We start from the raw sequence: 25,684 nt of genomic DNA, 5'->3' as shown, positions 1-25,684 counted from the left end.
TTTGTCGGATTACTGCTTTGTGTGCCAGCGTTCCAAAAGTGGCTGAACTCGTTCGGCATTGGTGAGGAGAAAATCAGCCATCGCCATGATTCGTTGGTATGGAAGACCCGCTTCTCGACGGCTAGCTTGTCCGCCTAGCCAGTGGTAAGTGGTGGATTTGGAGATGGCGCAAATTTCTGCTAATTCCTCATACCCAATTCCCCAGCGAAAACTGAAGTCTTCCGGGGAGATAAACATCTGATTGTGCAGCTCTAGAACTTGTTGACGTGTCGGTTGAGAAGACATGATGACCTCTGATTCAAACTACAGATGACTGATTGAGCCGTTCGATGTCTTGCTCAAAAGCGAAGTCGTAGCTGGTGATATGGTGGGGGGCTTTGCTCGTCGAGTAAAACTAGGTAATGCAGTCCAGTAGCAATACAACTGGAGGAGTGGGTGTAGATAACGCCGAGGATGCGACCAAAGTCTGGATGAGGAACTTGACGCCAGCGTACTGAATCACCGAGCTGAAACTGTTGCTCAGGTAGGATTTCGGGAATGTCCTCTGGTACGGCGAAGGGTGGGATTTGGGAAGGGATGTTAGGCATAGATAAGTTCCTCAAGAACTGGCTGCATTTATTTTATAACTTAAAGTCTATAAAATAATACTCATTGTCTATGGACTCATAACCTGCACTCCTTGAAAATCGTGCAGTGAGTCGAAAAAAACAATCAGAGATTAACCATCGCTTTGGGAAAGCCATCAGGCGGCGTCGGCGAGAATTGGATTTGTCTCAAGAGGAACTTGCCGAACGAGCTGAGCTTCATCAAACCTACATTTCGGATATTGAGAGAGGTGGGCGAAATCCCTCTCTGGAGAACGTTGAGAAGCTAGCTAATGCGCTGGGCATCTCTATGGCTCGTCTGTTCACTGACTACGGTGTTGAGGTAGAGAATGAACCAGAGAGCAGTTCTTGATTATTTAGATGCTTGGGCGCAAGCTAATTCCCAAGCACAGGATGAACTGGCTGGGTGGAGTCTGTTTGAATGTCGAAAAGCTTCAGGGGAGTGTGTAGCAGTTGTCACGTCATCGCCCCTCAAATAAAAACTATGCAGGGACTGCCTTAGCGCGTTCCTTAAAACTTTGGAAGTCAACCAATCGTGTGCTGGCCTTATGCCAGACACGGCAACTATCTACATCAGAACAGATGCCAGAGAGGGCGTTATCTAAGGCTTTTCCCAAAAATCTATTTAAATCGTACCTCGACCGTTTACCAAAGAGACATAGACAGCCTTGTTTGGGGATAAGTCCAAGAAGCCTGGTGAATTTGACATTATCATGCAACCCTGAGCTGCGGCAGGAATCACCAAAAGGGTTACCCCATCGGAGCCACCAGAGCGCCATTACAGCCGCTCTGGATGCCACGAACGGGAACGTGCGAAAGGTGCAGTCACTGAACCTCTACGTTAATTTTGAGACTTTGATGATATACGATGACAATCGAGGAAAAAGTCAGTTATAAATTACAGAACTGCTAGACGGCTTGATTAGGGAAAAGAATGAGTTTTTGGTCATCGCAATCTTTGAAATCTTATCGTCCTTATTTAATTGAACCATTTTATGAGGATCGAATTGAGTCGGCATCCTATGAGTTGTCTTTAGGTAAAGAAGTTTATATTTCAGCTCTTCCTGATACGCCGCAGAAAGACCGAAAAAAAATTTTTCTCAATGAAAGGGACACCGTTGCTATTCCACCAGGGCAATTTGCGTTTCTGATAACTTCTGAGAAAATCGCCGTTCCCAGCCACGCAATTGCATTCATCACGATGAAGTTCAGGGCAAAAGCAAAAGGACTGATCAACGTCTCTGGATTCCATGTTGATCCAGGTTACAAAGGACATTTGATTTTTGCGGTGTACAACGCAGGACCGTTAAACTTTCATGTGGAGTGCGGTCAACGACTCTTTTCCATATGGTTCGCAGACTTAGATGCCGTTGATGAGCGTCCCCGTACAAAGCTCGGTTACGATTCAATCGACACCGAGCTAATGAATTCTCCAGATGCAGTATCGTCTCTTCCTTCTCTCATAAAACGTCTGGACGATATGGAGAAAAAATTAGAAAGCTATTCTATTAAGCAAGCCATCATCTGGACTATTGGACTCGCAATCGCCGTATCAATTGCCAAGCCCCTAACAGATAAAATTGCTAACTATTTCCTCAATTCTCTATGACATGAATATTGTTGGTTATGACATCGATATCGTTGAAATCAGCCCCCTTAAAAAGCTTTTAGAACGAACAGAGGTTCACTTTGAGACACGTTGCTTCACAGATGCAGAGCTTATTAGTGCTGCTAAGTCTGGTGTCAACCGAGTTCAGCCTAAGGAGAGCTATATGACGCTTGATATGTTATGGAACGTGCATCAAGGTCAACAACGACTATTCCTCCTCGATTTTTATCTACCTGCCGCCATATTTCATAGCCCATGAGGATCGCCTTCGCCCAATCACGAAGTGAACATTGGGCAACTTCTAAGTGGGAGGTCATTTCCTTGATGGTTCTGAGCAAATGGTAGTCAATCGCTGAAACCCCTTCCAAGAAAGCATGATTCTTGGCATAGCTGAAAACGAGTGCTGATATGCCTTCCTCAATTGCCTTGGCACGACCGCCGTCTTCAACTTCATCCACTTTAAGATTGCTTTTGCGTTTACATCCACCAAGTAGTTGACGAGTGACTGGAGACCAACCTAAAACTCCAGCATAGGCTAGGTGGAAAACATCGTGGAAGCGGTAGCCATCGTTGGCATAGGAGTTATCAGTGAGGTCATTTCCAATCTGTTGTCCGTTGACAAATGCCTTCATTTTTATGGAATTATCTTGGAATACTTCAGTGATTTCGACCTCGAACTTTCGAGGTAAGCGTTCGTGTTCGGGAAAGTCACTGTCAAATGAGTTTCCCATATTTTTAACACCTGTTGGTTCTGTCTCCTTCTCTGCCCAAAGATTACGGCATTTTTCGAGATTCCTTTCTGCAATAAAATTCAAATCAAGATCAAACTTTCTCGCTACGTTGGCAATATACCAGAGTAAATCGCCAAGTTCTTCTGCAACCCGTTCTTGGAAAAGCCTATGAGCTGCTCCATCGCGGAGATACTTTTTGTACTCGCCAAGAAGTTCACCTGCTTCACTGGCTAGACCAAGTAGAGCTACAATTACTTCTGCACCAGGCACAGCAGTAGCCTGTTCCGTTTTTAATGCTAGCTCTTGGTACTTGCAAAAATCCATTATTCAGGCTCCTTGCTTTTCTATTCAGCCTTTAAATATTTCGTAGTTAGAGTCTTTCTTGACTCTTTGCTCGCTTGGTTAATTCCCCACTTGGGCGGATACCAATAATCTATTGGTTCTCCATTACCTGAATACTTTTGTTTTATACGAGTTCGACCTGATATTCCGCTGATTTCTGGGTGTTTCATTCGGGCATATTTATCAACCTCACAAAATAGATTTTGACAGTCGATTAACTGCAACGGTCGTCCAAAGAGAGACTGAAAATCAAGACCTAAACGCTCAAACTCATATTCTTGGTTTTCTGCCATCAGTTTAATGATTTCTGGCTCATTAAGACCACCAATATCTGCAAAACATTTCCGAATACCATCAAGTGCACCTGGCCCAGGAACCACGAAACTCATTTCGCTGAAGTTCGTGATTTCGCTGTAATTAACATCCGTAATGAACTGGTAGGCAAGAAAGTCACCAATAGTGGGGTATTCGCGCAAGAGATCAAATCCTCGGTGCATATTTGGTGCATCGTTTAGCTTCTTTGGTAGTTCATCAGCCATCATCATCTCAATCAACTTGAGATGAGTGTGGTGCTTTTTTGTATGTCTAAGCCCTTTTCCTCCTGAGGGCATAATGTATGCCGCTGAATAAATGCGTTGACCTTGTTCTATAGCTTCGGCAAGAATTTCTTCGTAGCGCTTAAAAGAATATTCTGCGTAGATAATATTGCCTAGCCTACTTTCCAAAAGCCGCCAAGTTTCGATTTTGTTGAAAATTTTAAACAGAATAATTCTGAAAAACACTTCCTCCGCTGTGGAAGGGAGATCTTCTCGGTAGATAACATGACGGATCAGATATTGGCTTGTACGATCTGATGCTCGGTAGGCATTGGTAAATTTGAAGGTAGAAATAATTGGATCTTCAGTCCAAGGCATCAGTTCTCGGCGCAATTTCTTGAAAAATACTTTTTGCCTTTCTGCTGCAAATCGCCAGTACGTATCAAACACAACGGTAGGCTTGGCAGGCAGAAGGTGAGAATATGCGGCAACATCTATGCTGTCAGAGATTTTAGGTCTACTAGATTCGCCTAAGTCAAGACTTAGTTGTTCGTCAAGAGATGTGTCTTTTTGAGTAGTTTTAAATTTTCCTCTCGTTGGTTGTTTGGTTGGCATTATACGTTCCATCCATTGCTTGTTACTCTGTCCTTGAGAGTAACACTTTTCGGCATACTTGTATGGTTGGAGTAAGAATATGTGATGTCTTAGAAATATTCTTTTCCTTGCCAATATGTTCTAGCTTAGCTACACCGACAAAGCAGTTCATGCGGCTAAACGTTAGACCCATTTCATGAGACATAAAATTTCCCAACCTGCATAGCCCCAAGTAATTACCGTAGGCTTTATTGAGTAGCTGCTGTGTTGCATAAAAAGCGTTCAACGTCAGCGTTTTTCCCTGGGGAACAAAGCTGACGTGTTGTAGACAGGGGAAGGGGATATAAGGGTTAGGAATATGGTCTTCTCTAGGATCAAAAATTGATGCCTGAAACATGCTTTTCCTGGCTGTTGGTTGTGCCTGGTACCGATCAATAATGTATTCAAGTTGGTTGACTTTAGTTTGCTCATCAGAACCAAAGGCAATAAGTCTCTCAAAGTAAAGACCGCGCCTATTTTTAGGTTTACAATGTTTTATTGCTTTAGCCCTGGGAAGAAACTTGAGATATCGTTCAAACAGTTCATGACGCTGGTACTTAGACCGTCTCCAAAGGGAATCAGGGAAAATCGTATTGGCAACCGTGTGGATTTTTTGCTCGTCATTATCAGCAAGACATTTATCAAGCGATTGTCGAATATCCATATCTTCATTTGAAATACCATCATTAAAACCTGTGATGCTCACCACAAGAGGCGAAATTCCCTTACCTGGATTGTCAATAATGTGCAAAAATGCTTTTGCCCAAGCATGGGAAAGGTTTTCTTCATCAATCAAAAAAGGTAAACTTTTACTCATTTTCCACCTCCTCAAAATGTCGGTATTGACTTAGACCAATAAACTGAGAGCGCGAGACACGAACAAAGACAGCCCATCCGGTGTCACGGCAATAAACCTGAATAAGACCGGGACGGTTAGCTTTAAAAAGGTGTCCCTTCGGGTGATTTTCTTCAAAACTGATAGTGTCATTTACTGCTTCTGCTCCGCTTGGAAGCAAAAGCAGACTTCCAACTTCTGCATCAATTGTTGGCATTGACCAGTGTGCATCGGCGATAATCAACGGGTCAGTAGATGGACGCCCAAGCACCTTTTCACGGATAGCCTTGGGCTTGGTTTTGAGAAGCGTACTAGCCCTTGAAGAGGAGATCATCTTAAGAGCATAAGCCATGTGAGTAATTAGGGTTTCGTACCCAACGCCGAAAGTACAGGCAACTGTAAAAACCTGTTCTGGCGTTGCCGAAGCAGTATCCCACCCTCGCGAAACGAATGCTTTCCGCACGGCTAAAATTGGCATGAGCAAGAATCCAGCAAATGAGTTAGCTAAAAACTCCTCTGGTTGAAAAGCCTGAGCGCTTTCTGATTCTCCTAGCAGTTCATCAATAGTCGAACCATGTCCAAAGACATGATGACCAAGTTCGTGAGCACAGGTAAAGATACGTCTGGGGAGAGGACGTAATGCGGAAAGTAAAATTACCGGCTCTGCTTCTCGGAGATAGATACCTTCCATACTGATGTCAACAAACTTGACCCTCACATTGAGCTTGTCGCACAAGCTATAAATGCAGAGTGGGCTTTTGTTGTCAAAACCGGCTTTCCTCCGCACATCGATTGCTTTCTGCTGGGCTTGTTGTGCCAAAACCTGTCTCTGATTTCTCAAAGTCTGATTCCTCAAAGTACTTCTCCCCCTCTATGCATTGAGGCAAGTATTGTTAAAAGTCGATCCAGGTCATCTGGCTTAAGCTTTCGGAGTTCTCTGGCTGCAAGCTGAATCTTGTCGTCATGGATATCAAGCTTGTCTGCACCCTCCCCAAGGAGCCATGACACACTTACGTCATAAATTTCGGCTAGCTTCGTGATCTCATCAGCAGAAACCTTTCTATTCCCAGCTTCCGCTTCCGTAATTGAAGGGCGATGAAGACTAAGCATCTTAGCTACCTGAGCTTGGGAAAGCCCCGCCATCTTGCGAGCTTCACGCAAGCGAGCTGCAATAATTGACCTCTTCTCTTCTATGTGACTCATACCTAAGTCCCTCCTCTGTTGACAATCTCACAGACTACAGCAACAGACTCGTCAAGGGTGAGCCACTGCTTGCCGTCCTGCGAGAGACATATTTTGTGAATGTAGCTGCTGGGAATTTCCACGTCGAGCTTGTCGGCTAGCATATTAATCGCCTCAACACCAAGGAGGCTATCAAACCCTTTCAGGTCAGTCATGGGACAGGTTATTCCTGAGATTGGTGTTTCTTCATAGCCGCTGTCACTCTGGATTTCTTGGAGTACTTCTATAAGCTTGACTTTCACATCCTCTGGAGTCATGGCACGGTTCCGTTTCTTACCGTTGGTAAGAATATCTTACCAAATTAAACAAAGACTGCCCATTCTACTAAGGAGGCTGACCGTTGTTAAAATCCAGTCAGCTGGATTTTAACAACACAAACCAAAACCTTCTTCGCTCACGAAAAGCGCTCATCAGCCGCTTGGCATAAAACTCGCTGCCCTTGCGTTACAAAGAACGCTTCTTGCTACATTTGTCATTCGATTGACAGGGAGATTAAAAAAGGCTTTCGTAATCGCCCACTTTATTGACTCATACCGAGTTCACCGAGCAAAAAGCGCGATCGCGCTTTCTTCTCCATGAAAACAAAAGTTGCATTAGCCCACCTCACTTGCTTCATCATCTGCTAATTGCCGCCAGCTATCGTCGTAGTAAAACTCACCCACCAATCCAACCGGGTTCTGAATCAGAGTCACCTTTGCTTTGTCCATTTCGGCCTGCTCAACCACGTATAGCCAGAACTTATCCTGCTTCTCATTACCCTTTTCAAACTGAGTTAGAGATATGCAGACTCCTCGTCTGTCCCATAACCCCCGTAGTGACTTCACCTCGATGTAGCGAACTTCACCTGATCGCACATCTCTCGACTCAATATCGTAGCCAGGATGATTTGAGTGAATCTCATTCATATCTTTAGGTTCGCGCCCATGCCGACGCTCATACTCCATGACTTGCGCCATCCCAGCCCGGTCAATCTTTTTCGCCTCGACTTCTGACAATCTTGTTTCTACACTTTTGTTAGGATTAACTTCCAATCCAGAACGAACTCGGACACCGTTGCGATATTGTTGGCTTGGGTATGCAGCTCTGGCTTGCGATCTCCGATTGCCGGAGTAACTTGCTCGTTTCAAACCACCTGCTAGTCCTACTCGAAAAACATGGTTTCTTCTATAAGTAGAAGAAACCAAAATTGGCTTGTGATTCGTTTTCTCCACATCATTTTCGTTCGCAGACTGAGCAGCAGATTTCACATTTAAAATATTCGTTGCCTGTTTTACTAGAGCGCTCGGTTTTGCAGGCTTAATAATTGGATTGGCAATAGGCTGAACAGGAGTAGGAGAGATAGAGGGTGAGGCCGTTGTTAAGCCATTGGTTGTAGGTGGAGCAGAGTTAGGCTTGGCGATGGCTTGCCCTGTGATACTGTCATTAGCTTTTGTAACTGGTAAGAAACTAGACGGCTTTTCCTCGTTACTATTATTCGTCTTACCATCACCCACGTTGTCCACCTCAAACTCATCCAGCAAATGGGGATCAAAAATTTGGTCAACCTCATCTCCATCCATTTCGGCAAACGATACTACGGTCGCAAGGGCTAATCGCTTGAGTGCCTTAACTTTGAGCCGATCAAGCAGGTATTCAATCTCAGATGGCTTGCTGTTGAGCATTGTCAATAAGCGAGCCGTATCATTCAGCTTAAAGCTGCCTAACTGATGGTTGAGGCTCTCAGTCTGGTGGTGGCGCATTAATTCTTCGCCTTCATAGCTGAGGTAGAACACACACTTGTTCGGCTCGAAGTAATAGCTTCCTTGCAGACCTGACGCGATACAACGATCGTCCAGTAGCAATTTGGTGCTAATCGTCGCCGCTGCTTCAACACCTGCCCTTGCTAGCCAACCCAACTCCACTTTTGCTTCTAATCCGTACTGGTCTATAATCAGCCGCTCTAATCCTCTGAGAAATTCTGGCGAACGCAGCAGAATCTGCCACTTCTGACAAAGCCTGTTTGCATTCTGGTCGTTTGTTAAGTCAATGTTTGTAGGCTTCTCAATCACATCGCTCAGCAGCGATCGACTACCTGCGGTACTCGCTAAACTGTGGGGCACTTCAGGGTGCAAGATTTTAACCTGATTACGATCAGCAATAGCGTTTAGTCGCCAGGGTGCATCGGGGATAAGAATTTGGTTGGGTGGCAACAGCAGGTTATCGTCTGTCAGCAAGAGCAAATCGTAATCGGCAGCAGAACGTTGTTCTAGTTCCAAATCTCTCGTTAGAAGCTGCAAAACCTCGTAGGCACACTTCGCATTATCAGCATCTAAAGGTTCACTTCTGCACTCTTTCGCTAGCTCTGCTAAAAAAGCAAGGTAGTCGTCGATTCCGGGCTGCCGTTTTTGCCCCAAAAGCTCGTATACCTCCCGAATGCGCGAAGAAGGTGTAATTTTTTGCCGACGTTTACCAAAGAAAGGAACGTTGACCTGAAATGTGTGTTCCGGCTTCCAAAACTCCCCATAGTTCCACAAACATTTGTAGCCTTGCAACTGGTTTCGCAACCATTGACGGTCTGCATCCGTCGCTCGACTGCTAAGAAACTCAGTCTTGAAATAGTTGTAGATGTATTGGAGCGATCGCTGAAATGCCTCATCGTCAAATGATGGAGTTGCCTCTCCATCCCAAAGTTGTATCAAAGCCTTAAAGTGGTTCACCACGTCTTCGCGGTTGGGAAAACGGAAGCCTAGAGCTTGCTGAAACTCATTTTTCGGCAGTTTGCTAACGACAAACAAAGGCTTTTGGCTAGCTACAAGAAGCCCATAGGGACTAAAGCAAACATCATCACTACGATACAGCCTGTTCTGCGGAACAGTGAATGCTGGGAATCGCTTAAGTTTCTCCGGCTCTCGCTCAACAGGGAGCCAAGCCCTCGTCTTCAAAGCTTCAGCCAGCGTTTTACCAGTAGACACCTTTTCTTTTTCCAGTCGCTCCCAATGTTTTTCAAGGTGGCTAAATACATCTGTCAAATGCTTGGCGATCTCATCCGTGACCCCGTTCTTTGCCTGCTGAATTTGCTCATCTACATACGCCAATAGGTCATTTGCACTAGCCGTTTTCAACATCCTCAACTCTCGAAAGAAGTCAAGCCAATGCTCTGCGTTTTTGTAGATTGCCATGTCGGGCATATGGGCACGCTCTCCCAGCACTAGGCGCACTTCGTTATATGTTTTGGGATTGTAAACAGCACTTATCGCTCTTAGTTGACCATCTATACAATGAATGAGAGGTGTTTCTCGCACTTGCTTTTTCAGATCAACACTTTGACTCTGCTTTTCTAGTTCCGTCTGGGCAATTCTTAAATGGTCACGTATCCACTCCAGGGCTTCCAATTGCTGGCTTGGCTTGAGATTAGTGTAGTCCGCTAGCAAACGTTGGATCATCGTCGCATGATCCAAAACAGGAATCCCTAAGAAATCGTAAAACGCTTTCCACTCCTGGCTATTCTCATTAGCTCCCAAACAGAGCAGCTTCAGCGAACCGGCAACTTTAGGAGGAACATAGCCACCGAGTGCGTAGACATTGTTCAACTCTGTTGGCTGACCTTCTATAGTGGGATAAATTTGCAACTGGCGCAGCTTTTCCTTGCGTGGCTCATCGTTTTTCCCTTCCCCCTGTATCCAGTTTCGATCAGCTAGGAAGCTAACTAATCCCTTGTAATAATCTGGATTGTAAGCAGGCAACTCACCCGTAGCATATAATGTGTCGATCAAGTCAGGAACGGTGAGCCGCCAAATTAGTTTATTAGGATGGCGACTGCGAAACATAGAGATCGCTCTCTGTAGTGGTTCCTGAGCCTCGACCAGCGGAATCTCAAAGTATTTCAGCATATCCAACATTTCTCTGGATGTGCTGGAGCCGTACCACAAAGGTGTTTTCGCAATTCCTCCTATGTATAACAAGCCATCGTTACAAGGAACTAGCGGAACTTCCTTAATTTCATTGGTCGGCAAATTCTTTACATCTGAAAAAAAGTTGTAGACCTGCGTCAGCCAGCTTGAGTTAGGAATCTGTTCTCCATCCGGTTCCCATTCGACCGCAATGTTGTCGCCCAAAACAATTAAATCCTTTAGCCGTTTCGCCACCTCTTCTGAAGTAAGTATGGAAATGCCTTTACCTTGGCATTCGCTAATCTTCCTCACCCGATCAGCAAAGTCTTCGTCTAAAAACCAGTCAGGACGGCTAGCAAAGATTTGATCCAAGAGGATCTCACGCTGCGAATTCACGATGTAGATGAATCCCGAAGGATTGTACCCAAAGGTTTGCAATGTCCCATTTGCCAAAATTGCTAATGGCAAACCCCTCACGTCCCGACAGTCATCATCAAGGCAATAGCGTAACAAGTTCGTCACCCATTCTCGCTTGCGAAGGCAAGCTTTGGGAGCCTTTGCCACAGGCACTCCCAAAGGTTCTTTCGTTAGTAGGCGCAATCGCAAATCGATTGGCTGAAAAACGGTAAGAGGAGTATTGGCGCTCGAAAATGCATCTTCTAGTTCGGAGGGCAGAGGTGGACTGGGCAAATCTATACCATCTAACCGCAACGGATCGAGTAAGCTTTCCCACTTTCTAGGAAGAATCTTGATGGTTTGAGGTGTAACCCAGTGAGTTTTACCAGCTTGGCACTCATCATTCTGCTGAATAACAGGGGTGAGAGGCTCGATCTCCGAGCGAATGACTGGTTTGTCTTGGAGTAGTTTGATGACGTAGGTTGGCAACTTTTCCAGAGCCTTAGTTGGAGTTTTAGTTGGAAAGAATTGGTAAAACCGTTCTGGTTCTGTTTCTCCAACATCCTCTACCAAGCTCACGATTAAGTTAGCGTAAGCATGGGATAGCACATGGCGCACTAGCAGTTGGTTCCATAGCACCCGCTTTTTGTCCCTGCCCGTTAGCGTATCACTGGTCAGTTCGCGCCGAGACGAGTCCAAATCAAAAAAGCCGTTGATGTGAACAGGAAGTCCCGTTTCCTGGGGAAGCGGCAGAAAGCAGTATGCCCGACCCACAAAGGTTTTTTGTTGGGCATTGCCAGTTCTAGAAATAAGAGCAGCGGCTCCTGCCCAAGGTACAGCCTTCTCCCCTTGTGCCGCCATTTCCTTCATTAAGCTGAGCAACTCACCTTCCGCACGCATTAGGCTGGTAACGCGCCAAGTTGAAATGGTTTGATTTTCGGGAGTGGCAACCTCGATTGTATGCTGATAAGAGACTGCGGGAAGAAGATTTGAAGCACCTTGGCAAAGTGTCAACAGAGTATCTGCGCCCTTCTGCAATGGCGTAAGCAGCTTTCTCCGCTCAATCGTGACTGCTTTATCGTTTTGGGTAGTAATAGCAAGCAAATCGTGCTTGCTGCCGTCATTGTCAATTTCACAAACCCGAACCGTGAGAACTGACTTGAGGAAAAGCAGCATCTCCTCTCCGGCTTTGACAAATTCTGCCAGCAGTTGTTGCACGTTCTCTCGACTGAACGGCTCATTCCGAATTTCGCTCTCCTGAGCCTGAGTAACAGTTCGTAAAGGCAGACGAAAGAGCGTTCCGTCGAAGTGGGTTATGTCTGCTTGTAGCCCGCCTGGTTCGTAGACCTTCATGAAGTCGGGACAATAATCCCACCAGCCTTCCTCTGCAAATCGCCAACTATGTCCCGGTTTTTCTCGTGTTGCATCTCGAATTGCAGACGCATGAGGGTCAAAAAAGACGATGCGATCGCCAGAAATAAAGCTGGGGTGATCGGTGACGTGGTAAACCGAATTAAAGCCTACCCCAAACCGACCCGTCTTCCAAAGAGTTTCTCGCTTGCCGCTATCACCCAATCTTTGGATATTTCTAAAATCTTCGTCCGTGAATTTGGAGTCGTTGTAGACCAGCATAGAGGCTCCCATCAAAGCTTCCATTCGAGGATCGGGGAGCTGTTCAAAGCTGTGAGTGCGCCAATCGAAAATGATTTCTACACGGGTTGCTCCAGCGTCATCAGCATTTTGAATTAGCTCCTTAATAATGCCAACGCCTTCTGGATAATCCCGAATCAAGTTCTTCAATCGTGTCGTGAGTCGTTCGCTTTGATACCAGGCTTCACCCTCACCCAACCCTATCCCTGCCATATACTGACCTCAAGCTTGTAACGTTTGATGCAACTTCACTCACAGCTATACGGGTTTCGATTAATTCTCTGATAGGTTTGCCGTACCGACTTGGCATAGCTCTACGAAAGTTGGTTAGCAAAACCGAACTCAACTCATCAGGAATGGTTGCTTACCGCCCCAAACACCAACCTCATTTCGATTCCACCCCGTCGCTGTATTGGACACTTTGCCACCCGGCAATGTTGGCGTTAGTCCAACCAAAAGCGCTTGTTCGTGATTCGTAGGGTTGCGGAAGGCATTATTACGCTCGGTCGAAATTCTCCGAGCGTAATAGTGCCTGGTGTATTCTCAAGTAAATGTTCGACAGCAATCATGCTTGATTAACCTTCAAAAAGACAGAATTCTTATTAGTTACATCTCGTAGCTGCTGGCGAACCACAGACCGCAGATTCAGGTCAAATCGCAACCCGTACCCCCTTCGTCTACTTTGCTTGGGAATGTTTCAACGCTAACCTACTACTTAGAGTTCCCACTCCCGTGCTGTAAAGTGAAACCACCAGAAATTTTTTACGCTGTTGCAGCACGATGGCTGATTACACGCTCCAAGAAGTCCAGCAGCAAGTTAATGATTGGGTATCCGACGTTGGCAAGGGGTACGGGAACCCGCACGAGATGCTGGCACGACTGGTCGAGTAGTGTAGGACACAGGGTCAATAATTTCCGCCATCAACTAACCCAGCTCAGGCGGCATCAAAAACTCCCCCGCACTCTGCCCCTGATACAAGGTTAATTATGAATTTTTCTGTATAATTTTTTCATAAATACTAGACAGTAGATTTTCAAAAACAATTGTTTTAAGTTCTTCGTTATTCATCACTTGCATAAAGATTTCTTGGTTACCGTCCATGCGTTCGATAAAGAGATTTTCCAGATGCTTGTCTAGAACTGGGGCAAAGTTTTCTTTTGTATTGACTTGAGCCGCTTGTTTGATGGATTCATTAGCGATAGCCGTTTCAGTGATTTGCTCGAAAAAGAGTTGGTCGGCTGGAGTAAAGTTAGTACCAAAACGTCCGTTAAGGGTGTCAATTAGCTGGGATAAGGGGACTTCTTTATCTGGCTGGCGAGTTCCGACGGCGGTAGCACCTCGTAATGGTTCTGCTTTACCTTCGGTTAAATCAATTTTCCCCTCGCTGATTTTTTCCAAGCGATAAAATTTTATTTCTATATCCCCAGATAAATCAATTGTTGGAGATTGGGGACTACGGGGTAATTTTTTTAGTAGGAAACGTCCATAGGCATAAAGCTTTTCGAGTTCTGAATCTTGGTAAGGGATAATCTGGGCAAGGAATAGGTAGAGATTGCGGAAGCTGGTAAGTTGGCTTCTAAATTGTTCTTTCTCTGGGTCTTGGAAGGCTTTATAATTTTCAATAATTGGGTCTAGTAATGTATTTAATTTTTTGTGTTCGTTTCCGGTGAGAGAGGTTTTTGGGCGAAACCAAATTTCACACCACTGGTTTACATCGTCTTGACTAAATAGTTGCCATTCATAAAGCTGGTAAGACAGGTCATTTAATTGCTGTGGATCTGCGGTTTCTCCAACGGGTGTTTCTTCGTAGTAGGGTTTAAAAGCTTTGTAGATGTCTTCGGGTTTATTGACAAAATCTAAAACGAAAGTATCTTCTTTACCTGTGGTGGTACGGTTGAGGCGAGATAGGGTCTGGACGGCTTGGACTCCATCGAGTCGTTTATCAACAAACATAGTATGGAGAAATGGTTGATCAAATCCGGTTTGGAATTTGTTGGCGACAAGAAGCACTTGATAGGCATCGCTGGCAAATTTATCAGGAATTTCTGAAGTTTTGATGCCGCCATTCATGTTGACTTCAGTAAATGTTTCTCCGGGGAACTCATCAAGGGTAATAGAACCAGAAAAGGCAACGAGGGATTTAATATCGCTATAGCCTTTTTCTTTAATGTATTTATCGAAGGCGAGTTTGTATTTAATGGCGTGTTCACGGGAACTGGTGACAACCATTGCTTTGGCTCTACCCCCAATTTTGTGAAGGGTATGATTACGGAAATGTTCAATGATGACTTCTACTTTTTGGGCGATATTGTGGGGATGGAGTTCAACGAATCGGGCGATCTGCTTTGCTGCTTGGCGACGGGGTAAGTCAGGGTTATCTTCGGAGGTGCGGACGAGTTCGTAATAGCGTTCGTAGCAGGTATAATTTGCCAAAACGTCTTTAATATAGCCTTCTTCAATCGCTTGGCGCATAGTGTAGAGATGGAAGGGGACTTCGCCGTTCTCTCCGGGTTCATCGAATACGAGTTGGGTTTTGTACTTGGGGGTAGCGGTAAAGGCGAAATAGCTGAGGTTTGGTTGTTTAGTGCGGCTGATTTGTTCTTTTAGTAATTGTTTTTTGGCTTCATCACTTAGGTCATCTTCCTCAAGATCATCTTCAAGAAGTTGGGCGGCAATGGCTGATTCGATACCATCTTTATTTAGGATTTTGCGGAGTTCTGTGGCGGTTTCTCCGGTTTGGGAGCCGTGGGCTTCATCAACGATGACGGCAAAGCGTTTATCTTTGGTGGTAATGTCTATGGTTTTACCTTTTTTCGCTAAAGTCTCGATGGCTTTAGTAATGAAGGGGAATTTCTGGACGGTGGAAATGATTATGGGTACACCGTCGCTGAGGGCTGTGACCAGTTGTTGGGTATTTTCGTCAATTTTCTGGACAACTCCGGCTTTATGATCAAACTGATAGATAGTGTTTTGCAGTTGTTGATCCAGTACCGTGCGGTCTGTGATGACGACAACGGTATGAAAGATTTTTTCATCTTGGTTGTCATGGAGGTTGGCTAGGCGATGGGCTAACCAAGCAATAGAGTTTGATTTTCCAGATCCTGCCGAATGCTGAATTAAATAATTATGTCCGGCTTTGTGTTGTTTGGTATGGGCAATGAGTTTACCGACGACATCGAGTTGATGGTAGCGGGGGAAAATGAGGGTTTCTTTTTTCTGGTAATTAACGCCAGTGGCGGTGGTAATTTTGGTTTCTTTGGTTTCGATGTGGAGAAAACGCGCCAAGATGTCCAAAAGGCTATCTTTTTGTAAGACTTCTAGCCAAAAGTAACTGGTGCGATATTCTTGATTGTCTCCCACTGGGTTGCCTGCACCGTGATTATTACCTTTATTGAAGGGTAGGAAATGGGTACTTTCTCCAGCCAGTTTGGTGGTCATCCAAACTTCTTCGGTGTCTACGGCGAAATGGACTAAGCACCGTTGTTTAAATGCAAATAGCGGGTCTTTGGGATCTCTCTCGGTTCTGTATTGGTAGATGGCGTTTTGGTAAGTTTGCTCGGTAAGGGGGTTTTTGAGTTCGATAGTTGCAATGGGTAGGCCGTTGAGACTGAGGAGAATATCGGGAATACGTCCAGTTTTGATGGTGACTTGGCGAGTGATGGTGAGGCGATTTTTTTCGTAGAGTGCCAAGGTTTCGGGGTTCATGCCTGTGTTCGGCTGGAAATAGGCGACTCGCAGGGTTTTACCATAGCATTTGAATCCATTCCGGAGGACATCAAGCATTCCTCGGCTTTTGAGTTCTTTGGTGAGACTATCTATAACGATTTTCTGGGCATCGCTGTTGTTGGCTAGACGTTTCCATTGTGTGGGCTGGGTGGTTTGGATGAAGTTGATGATTTCCGTGGGGAAAAGGGCGCTTTCTTGGTCGTAGCCGTCTGCGTTGCCTTGGTGGTAGCCACTGAGTTGGAGGAGTTCCCGTTCGATGATGTCCTCAAATTTCTCTTCCGTGTGCATACTTCATGAAGTATAAATATATTCCAATATAAGCGTGGAATTAATCAATGGCTAGAAAGTCTCTGGGAGTAGTAATCTGGTTTTGATATTCGGCTAAAGTCTTGAGTGATAAAAGGTCTTGATCTCCTGTGATTAAGAATTCTACATTGGAATCTTTAGCAACTTCTAAAAATTTGTTGTTGCCTGGATCTCTACAGGTGTTTATTTGAGATTTTATTTCTATAAAATGACTGTATTTTTTAACTACATCCAAAAAATCTTGTCGGTCTTTATCTAAGATATATTTATCCGTTTGTAAATTCGTGTGTTTAATTCTTGATAAGTTTCATTGCTTTGAGCAATTTTGAATTCTTTATAGGCTTTATCTAAGGCTTTACGGGCTGTTCCATCTGGACTTAGGGCAGCGCTAAGTAAAACATTTGTGTCAATGACAATTACTTTATGATTCATCGGCGAGTAATTCTTCTAGCATTTCTTCGGTTAGTCCTTTGGCTTGAGCATTTCTGCCGATTCTGTCAAAAACACTAAGTAAATCTTCATCTTTATTTTTGGGATAGTTTTTCTTTATTTCTTGAATGAGTTGTTCTTGTTCTTGTCCTGGAAGTTGTAGGACAAGATTAAGAATTTGCTCAAAGGTTAGAGGGAGTCGATAGGTTTTTTGAGTCATGGTGGGTTCTGGGGTTAGGGGATAGAAACTTGGCGTACATCTATTTTACCTGTGACGGCGTTGGTGATTAGGGAGGTGCGATATTCTTTTAATAGTTCAATGGCTTTTTCAACTTTGCTTTTTTGCTGCTTTATTTGAGCCGTTTTTCTATTCAAATATTCGGCTATTTCTATCTGTTCTAGTATAGGAGGAACACTTATAGTAAATTTTGAAATTTGCTTTAAGCCTAAATCAGGAACTCCTATGCCTTGAGTTCTAAGTCTTGCTTCGCTTAATATCAATTCAGAGTCTAAAAAATATTTAAAAAATCTGGGGTCAGCTAATTCTTGGCGAAGTCTAATAACACAACATGAGTAGGAGACAAGAAATTGGATATCAACTTCAACAATTCGAGCTTTTCCTAAGCAAGCACCGATTCTAGAATAAATAATATCATTTCGTTTCGGGCAGATTTTTTTCGATAATCTAATAAAATCTTCTTCTGATATTTTCTTAATATCTTTTTCAAAATTTAAAGTTCCATCATCTAATAAATCTTTCGCTGAGAGAAATGGAATACCTTGATCAACAGCAACAGGCATTTCATGATTAATATCATTAATTTCCTCTGTAAGTCGTCCAAGTTTGTTGATTGACCAATGTTCAGGAATTTCACCTAACCACTCAATACCAGAATCTTTCATCGGGACGCTTGGATCTAGTCCTTTTGTGACAGCATGACTTATGAGGGCGGTGCGTTTTTCGTCGAGTTTTTCAATGAGGGTTTCTTTCTTGGTGATGAGGTCGTCTATTTGTTTGGTTTTATAATCGAGGAATTGAGCGATCGCCTCCTGTTCGTCCAGTGGCAGAAGAATTACTTTTGTTTGTCCAAGACTTTCTTGAGTCATCGCTGGAGTAGAACCACCAAAACGAAAACCCATAACTTGAAATTGATAAAAATCAGCATTCATTAAATATGCTAAAAACTCTGGACAACAATTAATTTCTTTTAAAACTACTAATTGTGGGTTAATGGTCATTGGTTCTGGCATATTTTCGGCAATTGCCACTTTTCCAATGGTTGAGCCTGTTTTTACAAATAGAATATCTTTATCAAATACTTGTATCTCTGGAGATTCATGATACTTATCCCATGATAAATAAGTTCGATTAGTGTAATTGATTTTGCCATCTAAAATATTTGATGGACTTAATGTTATTGCACCTTCACCCTCCAAAACAATATCTTGCGTTGTATAACCACGAAATCCAATTCTTCCAAAAATAGTTACTGTTCGTTTTAGTTTGCAAATTTTCCAGTGTTCAGGAATCTCCACCACCCACTCAACACCAGAATCCTTATACTTTTCATAACCCTTATACTTACCCATTACACTACCTCCCCCAACATCGCCATAATTTCCGACTCCAACAACTTAATATCATTCTCAATTTCATCCAGAGGACGGGGCGGCTGATACACATAAAAATGACGATTTAAGGGAATCTCATACCCCACCTTCGTTTTAGAAAAATCAATCCAAGCATCAGGCACATGAGGCAATACCTCCGCCTCCAAATACTCCTCACAATGCCCCTTTACTAAATTAATCAAATCATCTGCGCTTGCATCCTTGTCATATCCCAACGGTAACGGCAACGTAATATCATCCGGTAAAGGTACAATTTCCGTATCTCGCAAATTACTATCCGGTTCAGGATTCCCCTTCTTATCCCGACAGATTTCCGCTTCTGGGTCAGCCTCACCCAACGCTGCTAAAATCGCCTTGATCACCGGCTCTTTCAACTTTAGCCCCGCATTCTTTAACACCCGTTCCAAATCCCGCATAAATTCAGCACGGGACATATACAGGCGATTACCATCCAGACTCCGTAAAGCATCGAGAATTTGATTTTGGAGACTTTCACCCATCTCCATTTCTAACTGTTGCACCTTAGCATCTTTACGCTTCTTACTCGTTGCCAAATCCTGAAATGCCTTTTGCTCTGACAACCGAGCTACCCGCTCCTCACTTGCCTGAAAATTTAACCTTAACGGGCGCTCCACTGTAATTTTGAGAAATCCGAACTCCCGATTATCAAAAATCTTTGAGCAAATCTGCTTTTCTATCTGCCCGTCTGATTTCACCTCACTTAAACCATTCTGCTCAAAATTCCCATACAGTCGCACCAGTTCCGCAATATGCTCCGGTGATAATTCATTGCGCTTATTACCGAGACTCTTTTTCATTTTCAGAAAATGGTGCGTCCCATCAACAAGCTGAACTTTTCCCTGACGATGCGCTGCTTTCTTATTCGTCACCAGCCAAATATAAGTAAAAATCCCCGTGTTATAAAACATTTGGTCAGGTAGAGCAATTACCGCATCAAGCCAGTCATTTTCAATAATCCAACGGCGAATATTACTCTCACCACTACCCGCATCCCCTGTAAACAAAGGCGAACCATTAAACACAATAGCAATCCGAGAACCATCACCCCCTGCCTCTGGGGAAGCGTGCATTTTCGATATCATGTGTTGCAGAAACAACAGCGAACCATCATTAATTCGAGGTATACCAGCCCCAAAACGTCCCTTAAATCCTAAATTGTCATACTCATCTTTAATAAAATCCTCTTCTGGTTTCCATTCCACACCAAAAGGTGGATTAGCAAACATATAGTGAAACTGTTTATCAGGATGACCGTCACGGGGTAAAAAATTATTACTTTTACTTTTTGCGTTTTTTATCCCCAAAGTGTCACCATAGACAAGATTGTTAATCGGTTCATCTTTAATCAGTAAATCAGAACAGCAAATCGCATAGGATTCAGGATTATACTCTTGCCCAAATAACCCTAAATTTGCTTCAGGATTTTGCTTTTTAATGTATTCCTCCGACACTGAGAGCATTCCCCCTGTGCCTGCTGTGGGGTCATACACTGTCCGGTAAATCCCTTGTTTAAAAATATCCTGCTCGTCACAGAAAACCAGATTCACCATGAGTCGAATTACTTCGCGGGGTGTAAAGTGATCTCCCGCCTCTTCATTCGCCTGCTCGTTAAACTTTCTCACCAGTTCCTCGAACAGATAGCCCATTCGCAGATTAGAGAGTTTCGCAGGAGATAAATCAACTTCAGGACTATTAATCGCCTTCATGACCTCAAAAAGACGGTTAGCTTCATCTAACTTTTGGATTTCATTATCAAACTCAAATTTCTCAAAAATATCTCGTGCTAGAGGCGAAAACTTATTGATATAATCTCTGAGATTATCCGCCAGCCCATCAGAATCCTCTAATAATTTCTGAAACGTAAATTCACTAAGGTTATACAAGGGCTGTTGCCGATCACCGCCAATTGCGACTTTAGAGATCGCTTTCTCAAAAGCATCCCCCTCTAAACCCATCGCCTCATATTTTGCCTTCGCCTCAAGGACAGCTTTCTTAGTCGGTTCCAAGACAGCATCCAAACGACGCAACACAATCAGAGGCAACATCACCCGGCGGTACTGGGGTGGACGGTAAGGGCCTCGGAGTTTGTCGGCAATGCTCCAGATAAAACCAACTAACTCTTGATTGTTAGAACTTTCTATATTTGTCGCCATAGGATTTTAAGTAATAAACTTTGATTTATCTAGCAGTCTTTGTAGTAGTTAATTATTATATAGCGGTTCTCGGTTACATGAGGTACATTCTCAAAGCTGGAAAGCTTGATAATACTGAATCTTTGTGTACCTCACTCGTGTAAAAAACCCTATAACCTGAATTCTAAATTGAAATTACGGAATAATATTTCACCCAACTCCTTATAATTAGAAAAAAATAGCTGGGCTATATTAATTTTTGCCTTCTTACATACAGGAATAATTAACTTCACCAGATGATAAGGTTGACTTTGATTTCTTGTTGACGCTATCCTCAACGATTCCATGATTCCTTGCAAATCTCCCAACAACTTCAAATCCTTTCCAATTCCTTGTTCAAATACTAACAAAATTAATTGTAATTTTCGGGTTAACTCGATTGGGATAGGTTTATATCCTAATTGGGGAGTAAGTGCAATTAATTCGCTAATTCCTTGAATATTAGCTCGATATTTCTCTATTTCTTCTTCGCCTTTAATTTCCTGTCCTAACCACTCGTAACAACGAGAACAAAATCCCGCAGGTGAAAGCCTAGCCATTACAGGTAAACGCGAACCACAATGAGGACATTCTTCTCTTAATCGCAGTTTGTGAATTAAACAAACTTCTACATCCTTAAATGACCATAATAATGGTTCATAGATAGTTGTGTTTTCCTGCTTCCACTCTTCCCAACAACAAGGACACCAAGCGCGATAATTCCGAAATAACCCTCGGTCATAAATCATCCCTTTGCAGCTTAAAAGAGTCAAAAAGCGTAAATTCTGACGCATAGTTAACTCTTCTAATACAGCTACCAACTTTCCCGTCATTTCCCGCATTCCGTTGATGGCTGGTTTAGCATCGCTATTTCCCAATAGGTGACTCAAATTTTTTGCCAATAGCTCAGATTTATCCTCATCTTTAAGGATAAGTGGAGCAATTTCTCCCATAATCAGCTTCTGAGAGGTTAAACAATGCTCTTGCGCTAAACGATTCAGATAGCTACTCAGACTTTCTGTGTAGGGAGTTCCCACCGCCACAGGTTCAAGAGAAAATAACCGACTCCGTTGGGGGATTTTTAGAGGTTTTGGACTCCAAAGCTCTGAGTAAATACTCATCCTTCTTGATTGATTCCTACTAAGTCCCTACCTACCTTACGCTCCCCAACCCTTCCACCTCTCTTGGGTGATGAACTGTCAGTAGCTTCAGTTTTCTTGAGGTTTCCATCATTATATAAACTGGCGAAAAGTCTTTCTCCTGCTTCTAACTCTTCTTTAATCTTATTTCGTCTTCCTGCGGATAACTCCCTCGCTTTAAAATCTTTCATTCTCACTGTTTTGGCTTTATCATCTAACGCATTTTTGAGGGCGCGATAGCACCAACTTTTGAGAATTCCCACACATCCTATCGAGTATTCCATAAAGTATTCCCCATTTTTTTCTAATTGGGGCGCATTTTCCACAGGAAAATGCTGCTGTAACGTCTTAATAATCTTAAAAAATTCTTCTTGGTCTTCTACTTTATTTAGATAATAGGGAGGTAAATAATAATCTTCACTTCTTCTGCCTACCTGACCGTTCACTTGTTGGCATTTTAATAGCTCATACGTTCCAAATAAAATATGAACTGTTTGAGTTTTATTAGCAATTGATTTAAGCCAGTTCATCTGAACATTAATTTGTCTTCCCCCTGCCACATCAAATAAGTGCTGTGCTTCATCGAGGGTATAAGCTTTTAACTGACGGTGTAAAAAAACTTTTTGCATTGTTCGGCGCAAAGCCTTAGCATTCTTTCCTTCATGATCTCCTGTTAAATTATCTTCGTTATCATTTTCTAAATCAATCCCATAATTTTCCTTATAATCAATCAAAACTTCTTTTAAAGACTCCAACACCTGAATATAGTAATCAGAATAGTTAAACTTCCCTCCTTCAGCGCTATCTACCTCGATTCCCCCTACAATTAAACTCCCAGGATTGGAAATAATTTCATCTTCAAAATGTTTAAGTAATCGTTTCTCAAATTCTGCTTTCAAGCGAGATTTACCTACGCCTGTTACTCCAAACACCAGATATACTAAAGCATCATCCGGTTCGATCGCATTTTTGAGTAGCTGGTCTAAAATCAATTTGATATTGCGATGAGGAACAGTCACATCTTTAAAGTATTTAAGTTTATTCTCCGTCGATTGTTGAAGAATTTCTAGAAAAAACGGACGATTATTAGTCATCACCATAATTCCTCATCAGCAAAAGGTTGAATATTGTCAAGGTTAATTTCTCTAGACAGGCTAGGCTGTAAAACAGCTTCTTCCCTATCGAAAATAGCCTCTTCAATCTCTTTAGTCTTAGGTTCAGAAGGCTGTTTAATATCTACTGAATTTAAAACAGCGCTACTAAGAGTTCCTTCGATTAAATTATAAACTAATTTAGCCGAGCGATCTTGACGGATTTGCAACATTATTTCTTCATGATCTTCTGCATTATTCAGCAAGTCAACAATCTCTTTAAACCCTATATATTGGCTCTGGTTATATTTTTGTTGTTTTCTTCTGCAAACGGTTGATGCTATCTCTACCGCTTTTTCTGAATAACCTTGAAACTTCATATAATAATTAGATAAGCACTTTACCCAATGATTATTAACATAGGCATAAGCAACACCATAATCAAGGGGATCATAGCGGACGGGAACCGATTGGTTTTCCACACTGTAAAATTCATTCGACCAATAATCTTGATAGTTAATCCTTATTCCCTTACCCGGAATAACTTTGGCTGTTCCCTTATTGTTTGTGGGCAAAGTTAAAATCTTAAATTGCTCATCATACTTGATATATTGATGAGGGCGATGTCCCGTTTTAGCTAATCCCAATTCAAAGGCTTGTTGAGGAGACATTCCTTCTAAAGCCGGATGTTCTGCCCGATCGTAAACTCCATAAGCATAGCCAAAAGCCAAATAATCGTATAATTCTTCTAAATTCCAAATTGCTAGATTTTTTGGATTATTTTCTTTCTTAACAAGGCGGACGTGCTTCATAATTTGGGTATTACCCCTTAAATTATTGATAAATTCCGTATTTTGTGACCCAAACCAACGTTCAATAATCGAACTAAATTTCGGAACATCTTTGGGACGATGTTTTTTACTAGCTTCAAATCGAGCTAATAAAGTTTCAAAATAAGTAGATTGAAACTCTTTTCCGTTATCTACAACAATCCATTCAGGGAATCGCCCAAACCGTTGCACGCAGATCCGGATAGCCATCATACATGACCGATAACTCGGATGATCGAAAGTTAGATATAAGGCTAAAATCCGGCGACTGTAAGCATCAATCATGCCTGTTACCCAAGGTCTGCCTAAGTTCTTCTTACTGTAGGGACATATACATTGAACATCAAGCTGAGTATGGTCAATATGAACAATTTCAAGAGGGCGATCTCCATGACGGGGGGTGGTGGGTTTAATCAACCAAGGCCCCAAAAGACTATTAGCGGCGCGAGATCCCATCCTTCTTTTAGTTTGTTGATAAGAGTTTCGTTTTTTTAATCTTTCATAGTAAAAGGTATGGCTAGGAATTGGAGAGTTGAGTCCTGATTCCTCCCATTTATCTCTTAGCATTAGATAAGTTTGCCAAGCATTCTTTTGTTTAAAGGTTTCATAGTGTTCTTCTATAACCTTATCAATGAATTCTAAATCTTCATCAGAATAGCGAGGAGTGGGATTGCCTTTATATTGAGGAATTAAACCTACCAAACCAACTCCATATTCTTGCTTCGCTTTGCGATATTTGGCTTTCCACTGGCGTAAGGTTCGTTCTGGTACATTACAGTCTAGAGAATCATAAGACTCCCCATCTAAAAGCGGTTTAATTGCTTGATATCGCTGATTAGCAATTTCTAAAGCTTTAGGGCTGGCTTCTCTAAAGTATTGTTGCCATCCCTCCTCATCTAAGGTTTTCTGTTCTTTTGTTTGAAGACAAGTAATTTCCCCTAACTCAACTAATTGTTGAAATTCTGCATGAGTCCAACGAATAATTCCTTGTTCTCCTCTGAGAATTATTTTACTCTCTCCAATATGGTCAATCGTCAGGCTTTTTCTATCTAACAGAAATGATGAACCCACTTTGAGATCGACTATCTGCACACTGTTAGATACAGGTTCACTGTAATCATGAGTAGCAGTAATGTATGCTTCGGCAGTCGCTTGGTCACGGAATAGGTGTACTCTCTCTTGTTCGACTAAGGCGATTGCACTTAAATCGACATAAACTTTTTCAAGCGCAATTAAGGTATTAATATCGTCAATGGTGGCATTTTCCGCTTTTTTAAGTAGATTTGTCAGGTTAATACCCGGATTATTAATGATAATCTCTTTAATATGGAATTCTACCTGTTCATCAAGGATGTATTGTTGATGTAAATATCCTTGCTTGTAGGGTTGTAAATACTTCTGATTCCGATATTTGACCCAATCAATTTGACTATCTGAGCGAAGACTGTAATAATATCCTAAGTTTTCTACATATTCTTGAACAATGATATCTACCCATTTTCCTTCCAAGTTTTGGTAACGATAAGCCTGTTCCTTGCTTAGTTTGCTAAGCTTTTTCTCTGTTTTCCATTCTTCAAACCCACATTGATTCTTTCTCATTACAAAGAAATCAGGGTAATGAGAAATAGTAGTAGCTTGTTTTCCTTGAGGTGAGCATTTGATAGTGAATTTAATCGGTTGATCCCAGTATTCTAAAACTGAGTCATCATTTTCATAAAATTGAATGAGCGCAGGTAATTCAACGGTGTGGGATTCAAATTGAATCGTTCTGCCCATTTTTTTACTAGCGTAAGGGCCATGAACATTTCTTGAACTCCCTTTGACCTTACGGACGGGAGGAGATGTGCGAATCTGGTTAACCCAATCTCTTTGTTGTTGTGAGAGTTGCAG

23 protein-coding genes are annotated in these 25,684 nt (G+C 42.7%); 4 read left to right on the top strand and 19 right to left on the bottom strand.

The features are described from left to right. Positions 1 to 9: 9 nt before the first annotated feature. Both NDA06_RS19230 and NDA06_RS19225 read right to left on the bottom strand, forming a co-directional pair. On the bottom strand, positions 10 to 285 hold the full coding sequence (locus NDA06_RS19230) for a helix-turn-helix domain-containing protein (RefSeq protein WP_190985238.1): 276 nt from the start codon (positions 283 to 285) through the stop codon (positions 10 to 12). A gap of 53 nt (positions 286 to 338) precedes the next feature. Next, positions 339 to 587 carry a hypothetical protein gene (locus NDA06_RS19225; protein WP_190434453.1) on the bottom strand — a complete coding sequence of 83 codons (249 nt, stop codon included), beginning with the start codon at positions 585 to 587 and terminating at the stop codon, positions 339 to 341. A 106-nt stretch (positions 588 to 693) separates the two neighbouring features. Here NDA06_RS19225 and NDA06_RS19220 point away from each other — a divergent pair, with 106 nt between their 5' ends. The 4 genes from NDA06_RS19220 to NDA06_RS19205 all read left to right on the top strand — a co-directional run bounded on the left by NDA06_RS19220 (position 694) and on the right by NDA06_RS19205 (position 2,214). After that, positions 694 to 957, top strand: coding sequence for a helix-turn-helix domain-containing protein (locus NDA06_RS19220; protein ID WP_190686765.1), 264 nt, complete (start codon positions 694 to 696; stop codon positions 955 to 957). After that, complete coding sequence (locus NDA06_RS19215) at positions 935 to 1,084, top strand: hypothetical protein (RefSeq protein WP_190985239.1); 150 nt, start codon at positions 935 to 937, stop codon at positions 1,082 to 1,084. The genes NDA06_RS19220 and NDA06_RS19215 overlap by 23 nt, the downstream gene beginning before the upstream one ends. A 217-nt stretch (positions 1,085 to 1,301) precedes the next feature. After that, on the top strand, positions 1,302 to 1,502 hold the full coding sequence (locus NDA06_RS19210) for a hypothetical protein (RefSeq protein ID WP_190985240.1): 201 nt from the start codon (positions 1,302 to 1,304) through the stop codon (positions 1,500 to 1,502). Between the two features lie 37 nt (positions 1,503 to 1,539). After that, the gene (locus tag NDA06_RS19205) at positions 1,540 to 2,214 is read left to right on the top strand and encodes a hypothetical protein (RefSeq protein WP_190985241.1); all 675 of its coding nucleotides are present in this window, start codon (positions 1,540 to 1,542) and stop codon (positions 2,212 to 2,214) included. 149 nt (positions 2,215 to 2,363) lie between these two features. Here NDA06_RS19205 and NDA06_RS19200 read toward each other — a convergent pair whose 3' ends face one another. From NDA06_RS19200 to NDA06_RS19120, 17 genes are all read right to left on the bottom strand, one after another. Next, positions 2,364 to 3,269: a nucleoside triphosphate pyrophosphohydrolase family protein gene (locus NDA06_RS19200; RefSeq protein WP_190985242.1), complete on the bottom strand. Its 906-nt coding sequence runs from the start codon at positions 3,267 to 3,269 to the stop codon at positions 2,364 to 2,366. Positions 3,270 to 3,289: 20 nt separating this feature from the next. Next, on the bottom strand, positions 3,290 to 4,438 hold the full coding sequence (locus tag NDA06_RS19195) for a nucleotide kinase domain-containing protein (RefSeq protein ID WP_190985243.1): 1,149 nt from the start codon (positions 4,436 to 4,438) through the stop codon (positions 3,290 to 3,292). A 22-nt stretch (positions 4,439 to 4,460) separates the two neighbouring features. Then, a complete protein-coding gene (locus tag NDA06_RS19190) occupies positions 4,461 to 5,273 on the bottom strand; it encodes a thymidylate synthase (RefSeq protein ID WP_190985244.1) in 813 nt (270 codons plus the stop codon). Next, positions 5,266 to 6,132 carry an ImmA/IrrE family metallo-endopeptidase gene (locus NDA06_RS19185; RefSeq protein ID WP_242047393.1) on the bottom strand — a complete coding sequence of 289 codons (867 nt, stop codon included), beginning with the start codon at positions 6,130 to 6,132 and terminating at the stop codon, positions 5,266 to 5,268. The genes NDA06_RS19190 and NDA06_RS19185 overlap by 8 nt, the downstream gene beginning before the upstream one ends. Before the next feature lie 11 nt (positions 6,133 to 6,143). Continuing rightward, positions 6,144 to 6,494, bottom strand: a complete 351-nt coding sequence (locus tag NDA06_RS19180) for a helix-turn-helix transcriptional regulator (RefSeq protein WP_190985246.1) — start codon at positions 6,492 to 6,494, stop codon at positions 6,144 to 6,146. Positions 6,495 to 6,496: 2 nt separating this feature from the next. Further along, positions 6,497 to 6,790 carry an acyl carrier protein gene (locus NDA06_RS19175; RefSeq protein WP_190985247.1) on the bottom strand — a complete coding sequence of 98 codons (294 nt, stop codon included), beginning with the start codon at positions 6,788 to 6,790 and terminating at the stop codon, positions 6,497 to 6,499. Between the two features lie 336 nt (positions 6,791 to 7,126). Then, complete coding sequence (locus NDA06_RS19170) at positions 7,127 to 12,661, bottom strand: DUF3883 domain-containing protein (protein WP_190985248.1); 5,535 nt, start codon at positions 12,659 to 12,661, stop codon at positions 7,127 to 7,129. Positions 12,662 to 13,210: 549 nt separating this feature from the next. Continuing rightward, on the bottom strand, positions 13,211 to 13,357 hold the full coding sequence (locus NDA06_RS19165; RefSeq protein ID WP_190985249.1) for a hypothetical protein: 147 nt from the start codon (positions 13,355 to 13,357) through the stop codon (positions 13,211 to 13,213). Between the two features lie 76 nt (positions 13,358 to 13,433). Then, positions 13,434 to 16,463: a type I restriction endonuclease gene (locus NDA06_RS19160; protein WP_348251812.1), complete on the bottom strand. Its 3,030-nt coding sequence runs from the start codon at positions 16,461 to 16,463 to the stop codon at positions 13,434 to 13,436. A gap of 40 nt (positions 16,464 to 16,503) precedes the next feature. Continuing rightward, positions 16,504 to 16,716, bottom strand: coding sequence for a putative toxin-antitoxin system toxin component, PIN family (locus NDA06_RS19155; protein ID WP_199324025.1), 213 nt, complete (start codon positions 16,714 to 16,716; stop codon positions 16,504 to 16,506). 20 nt (positions 16,717 to 16,736) lie between these two features. Continuing rightward, positions 16,737 to 16,913: a hypothetical protein gene (locus NDA06_RS19150; RefSeq protein WP_199324026.1), complete on the bottom strand. Its 177-nt coding sequence runs from the start codon at positions 16,911 to 16,913 to the stop codon at positions 16,737 to 16,739. Next, a complete protein-coding gene (locus NDA06_RS19145; RefSeq protein ID WP_190985251.1) occupies positions 16,903 to 17,130 on the bottom strand; it encodes a hypothetical protein in 228 nt (75 codons plus the stop codon). Before NDA06_RS19145 ends, NDA06_RS19150 begins: the two co-directional genes overlap by 11 nt. Before the next feature lie 14 nt (positions 17,131 to 17,144). Further along, on the bottom strand, positions 17,145 to 18,500 hold the full coding sequence (locus NDA06_RS19140; protein ID WP_190985252.1) for a restriction endonuclease subunit S: 1,356 nt from the start codon (positions 18,498 to 18,500) through the stop codon (positions 17,145 to 17,147). Continuing rightward, positions 18,500 to 20,716 (bottom strand): class I SAM-dependent DNA methyltransferase, encoded by a 2,217-nt coding sequence (locus tag NDA06_RS19135; protein ID WP_190985253.1) that lies wholly within the window; start codon positions 20,714 to 20,716, stop codon positions 18,500 to 18,502. The genes NDA06_RS19140 and NDA06_RS19135 overlap by 1 nt, the downstream gene beginning before the upstream one ends. Positions 20,717 to 20,865: 149 nt before the next feature. Beyond that, positions 20,866 to 21,777, bottom strand: a complete 912-nt coding sequence (locus tag NDA06_RS19130; protein WP_348251811.1) for a TniQ family protein — start codon at positions 21,775 to 21,777, stop codon at positions 20,866 to 20,868. 74 nt (positions 21,778 to 21,851) lie between these two features. Next, positions 21,852 to 22,967 (bottom strand): ATP-binding protein, encoded by a 1,116-nt coding sequence (locus NDA06_RS19125; protein ID WP_190985255.1) that lies wholly within the window; start codon positions 22,965 to 22,967, stop codon positions 21,852 to 21,854. Further along, positions 22,967 to 25,684, bottom strand: a 2,718-nt coding sequence (locus tag NDA06_RS19120) for a DDE-type integrase/transposase/recombinase (RefSeq protein WP_348251810.1), incomplete at its 5' end; no start/stop codon positions are given. The genes NDA06_RS19120 and NDA06_RS19125, both read right to left, overlap by 1 nt.

It is taken from the genome of Trichocoleus sp. ST-U1 (assembly GCF_039961835.1).
Lineage (GTDB): Bacteria > Cyanobacteriota > Cyanobacteriia > Cyanobacteriales > FACHB-T130 > FACHB-T130.
This window is presented reverse-complemented; position numbering and strand designations above follow the sequence as displayed.